This window comes from Clostridium sp. DFI.1.208, assembly GCF_024463855.1.
GTDB lineage: Bacteria > Bacillota_I > Bacilli_A > Erysipelotrichales > Erysipelotrichaceae > Clostridium_AQ.
The window spans coordinates 1-3,954 of sequence record NZ_JANGCA010000118.1 but is presented as its reverse complement, the minus strand read 5'-3'; the positions used below and the strand labels follow the sequence as shown (position 1 = coordinate 3,954).

5 protein-coding genes are annotated in these 3,954 nt (G+C 51.5%); all 5 read right to left on the bottom strand.

Going from position 1 to position 3,954, the window contains the following annotated elements; genetic code table 11:
• On the bottom strand, positions 1 to 1,930 hold a 1,930-nt coding region (locus NE665_RS23355; protein ID WP_256302668.1), incomplete at its 3' end, for an isopeptide-forming domain-containing fimbrial protein.
• Positions 1,914 to 2,504 carry an LPXTG cell wall anchor domain-containing protein gene (locus NE665_RS23350; protein WP_109771596.1) on the bottom strand — a complete coding sequence of 197 codons (591 nt, stop codon included), beginning with the start codon at positions 2,502 to 2,504 and terminating at the stop codon, positions 1,914 to 1,916. The genes NE665_RS23355 and NE665_RS23350, both read right to left, overlap by 17 nt.
• Positions 2,497 to 3,057 (bottom strand): hypothetical protein, encoded by a 561-nt coding sequence (locus NE665_RS23345; protein WP_008729292.1) that lies wholly within the window; start codon positions 3,055 to 3,057, stop codon positions 2,497 to 2,499. The genes NE665_RS23350 and NE665_RS23345 overlap by 8 nt, the downstream gene beginning before the upstream one ends.
• Before the next feature lie 14 nt (positions 3,058 to 3,071).
• On the bottom strand, positions 3,072 to 3,572 hold the full coding sequence (locus tag NE665_RS23340; protein ID WP_109771595.1) for a hypothetical protein: 501 nt from the start codon (positions 3,570 to 3,572) through the stop codon (positions 3,072 to 3,074).
• The coding region (locus NE665_RS23335; protein ID WP_256302667.1) for a hypothetical protein at positions 3,569 to 3,954 on the bottom strand (386 nt) is incomplete at its 5' end. The genes NE665_RS23335 and NE665_RS23340, both read right to left, overlap by 4 nt.

The following is a 3,954-nucleotide window of genomic DNA, read 5'->3' as shown; positions in this document are numbered from 1 at the left end:
TTTTCTCTATGCCTCCGGACGCTTTCTTGTCAGACGCTGTGAATCGGATGACCTCCGTATATTCCTGTCTCTCTCCGGTGAAGTCTGTGCCTTCGATATGGAAGAGGAAGGTCGGATCTCCCGACGCCGGATACATTTCTTCCCCATAGATCCGCTTCGTGATCCGCAGTTCCGGTATCGGCAGGAATTCTGCCTTTATGACATGGTCTGAAGAGATATCATGGAAGGTATACGAGGTAGGGTATCGCTTCACGTCTACTTCCTTTCCGTCTACACGCAGTCTGCGCAGATAGTACCCCTTATCCGCTGTATACGTGATCGTTCTATCTTCTCCCTTGTCGATGCCGGTCACCTTGGGTGTGATCGTCCCACCGCTCGCACCGGTCTCGATCTTGTAGACACGTTTATATTTCACACTTACCGTATGGTCCTCCTTTATCCCGCTGAAGGTATAGCTCTTCGGATATTTCTTGATATCGACTTCCTTCCCATCGATGGTGACGCTCTCCAATACGTGGTCACTGTCCACAGGGCTGTAGCTGATCGTCCTGCTCGTATTCGGCAGCGGGGAGGCTGTGCTTGCCGTGATCGTCCCGTTCGTCACAGATGTCGTTATCTTGAAATAGAAGCCCACAGTTACTGCATTCGATGTCTTCGTCCCTCGATCTGTCGTTATCGACGCTGTATTGCGGACAGATCCGGAACCGGATGTGCTGAACCAGGCGGACAGGTCATGACCGCTTTTCTTTTTACACTTCAGCGTGACGGTATAGCTTTTTCCATAGAACGAAGTGTCACCGACATTACGAAGGCTCAGCTGTATGGACTGAGCGCTGATGGTACGATCGAATTTCGATGTCACATCGTTACCGGCTGAATCTCGGATGGTGATGCTGCTTGTTCCATTGGCCAGCTGCAGACAGCTTGCCAGGGTATCATTGAGCTTGAAGCTCGTGTAATACGTTGTCGCATCCTCCGGCGGTACCTCAAAGTCTATCGTATAGTTAAAAGCAGTATCATTGTAAATAGATGCCGAAGTGCTGCCATTGATGCGTTTCGTCGGGACCGGTGTATCGAACTTCACGAGGGAATCGTTGGACCATTTCCAGTGATAGAATGTTCGATAATCACTTCCTTTGTCCCATGTCTCGACATCGATATCCAGTCTTCTCGTATACCCCAGCCGGAAGCTCGAGGCCACTCCTATCAATGTAGCCCAGTTCTGTCGGTCATCATCTCCACTCAATTCTGACGGTGCATACACCTGAGAACTGTTATAGCTCAGATTACCGCCACTGCCTCTGCTCATCACATAGACGCCATCGATCCCGCTATAGCCATGACCTAAGATCTCCGTGTTATCGATATCTTTGAAATTCGCATGGAAGGGTACTGATATCGGTGTGTTCGTTCCTCTCCTATAGAAGGTGAACTGCCAAATGAAATTCCTGCTCTGATAGGATTGCTGGTAGATGTCGATACTGTTATCCATGAAGGCGACGCTCGGCATGTTAATATCCGGATGCGTCGTTGTAGTCGCCGTGCGGATCTCTCCGTCCACCAGCATGATCTTTAGATCTACTGCCGATCCGTTATAGTGGCCGATGTTATTGTATCGCACGCCGATCGTGCCACTTCTCACGAGCGCATTGCTCGATAACAGGGCGAGGTGACTGTTCGTTGGCAGTCGTCCACTGGCAGCTCCTTCATTGCGGAACAGCGCACTATCATCATAGCTCCTGCAGCCATAGAATTCCGCCCAGGATACCCCGGGCGTGAACTTCGGTGCGAAGCTGTAATAGGAATCGATGATGGTGCTGCTTCCGGATACCTCATGGATGGTCGCTGCTGTGATATGGCCATCCTGGGGAAGGATGATCAGCAGGAACAGCAACAGGATCGATATGAGTAGTCTACCGTGCTTCTTCATGATCTTTTCGCCTCCTTCTTACGATGATGATCAGGAAGGAGATGACTGCCAGGATGCTGGATATGAGCAGTGTCCGCTGTGTCTGATCTCCTGTAGCTACGCTTTCCTGTATCGTCAGTGCAGTGAGCTCGACATCGACAGCAGCTTCCCTGATCGAATATGCATTGTCTGTTTCTTTCGGAAGACGCAGTGTGATCCGGATCGTCGTCATCTCCTGTGATGTATAGCGCCCCATCGCTATACCTCTTTGCGCATCCTGCATAGTTCCTTCATAGAGGCGGTGGCCATCCTGCGTCACCTGCAGCTCCAGTATCTCGGTAAGCTGTCCTTCTCCTGCGCAAAGCTTGAGATAGAGCTCCTGTTCCTCCTTGCTTCGGTTATCCACCCTTAGGGTATAGGTCTGTTCATCTCCCGGAAGCATCCGTGACAGCACGATATCATCTGCCGATGTCTTCTGTATCCCTGCTTCCGTGATCCGGATGTGGATGTCGTACCTGTCTGATCCTTCTGCCTGTATCCTTACAGGGAGGAAGGGCAACAGCAGTATCGTCAGTAACAGCAGTTTTCTACGCATCGGATCTCACCTCATTCCTTGAACGGAGCGTTTGTCGGATCTCGGTATCTCCCCAGCCATCCGAAGAGACCTCAAGATGCTCACTCTGTACGGCCTGGATCGTCGTCTCCAGTACCAGCGTCTGATCTTCTTTCGTGATGATGTCACTGCTCGCGATGACAGCGTCATACAGCTCCAGTATGCCATCCTCTTCCAGAATGCCTGTATGGTAGAGATATCCGTCTTTCTTCCGTTCCCAGCCATCCGCCAGCTCCAGCTCCGCCTCTGTAAGCTCACGGAGCAACTCACCACCGGTATAGACGCAGACCTTGAAGCGTACCTGACAGGCAACTCCCAGGTTCTGCACATCCATATCCAGGGGGATCCTGCTTCCCGGTACGATCGGCACACTGCGCTGCAGGTCATCGACCAATGTCACCTCCACTGTATCCGTCTGTGTGATAAAACGCTGCCGGAAGGAACGTAACAGGGAAGAGAGAGAATCCCCCATAATCAGTCCGCAGATGAGCAGGAATACGATAAGAGCTATGATGAGTGATCTTCTTTTCTTCATGCTTCTGCCTCCCTTTACCGTATACCGGCGAAGGCATCCCGGATATTGTGATGGCCTTCCGCCTGTACGGATTCCGCATAGATGATGATGTTGAATGTCTTTTGACTCTCTGTTTCGATGTCTCCAATCGTCACCTTCGTGAACAGACTGGAGGTGACGGCTCCCGGCTCCACGATGCTGTTATGATACCAGTAGCCGTCATCGGCCTGTGTCCAGTCCTTCGTATCGAAGACCGTATGCGCAGGGATGGCCGTATCGGAAAGCGCTGCGTAGACGCGGATATAACAGGGGACGCTGCCGGTATTGCGGACCTTCACGTCCTTTTCGTACGTCGTCTCCGGCTGCCACTGCTTGGGAGGTGTGAAATCCTCTTCTATCATGACATCGTTCTGTCCAATCGTTATCCTGTTCTCTCTCGTTTCCACATGCGTCAGATAGGCGATACTGAAGGGGACCATTATAAGGATGATCCCTGCCAACAGGAAGACGAGGAACCATTTCTTCCTGTGCTTCATTCATCGTGACCTCCATCATCCACAGCTGCTTCTCCATCTTCTGGCATCTGCGGTGCAGGTTCCTTCGTAACATGTTCCTGGTTGATGAAGCTTCCATAGGCTTCCTCCATCGTTCCGGTCTCCTCCTGCTGGATGGCCATACTCTTGACGGTGATCGTCTGTTCGCTGTCCTCCAGCCCCTGTTCTTCGATCGCATTGCAGAAGGTTACAGAGGAGAACAACTCTGCTGTCGTCTGCCCCGGATCCAATACAGATTCATAACCAAAGACATAGACCGCTGTCTTCCTGCCATCGGTATCCTCTTCAACGATCTTACTCAGCTGTCGCCAGTGATCCAGGTCCGGCGTGAAGAGGAAGAGCTCTGTATCAGCTTTCGGATTCC

Bases quoted from the DNA above. Each gene is read 5' to 3' on its own strand.
- NE665_RS23350 (WP_109771596.1), bottom strand. From the start codon at position 2,504: ATGCGTAGAAAACTGCTGTTACTGACGATACTGCTGTTGCCCTTCCTC.
- NE665_RS23340 (WP_109771595.1), bottom strand. From the start codon at position 3,572: ATGAAGCACAGGAAGAAATGGTTCCTCGTCTTCCTGTTGGCAGGGATC.
- NE665_RS23345 (WP_008729292.1), bottom strand. From the start codon at position 3,057: ATGAAGAAAAGAAGATCACTCATCATAGCTCTTATCGTATTCCTGCTC.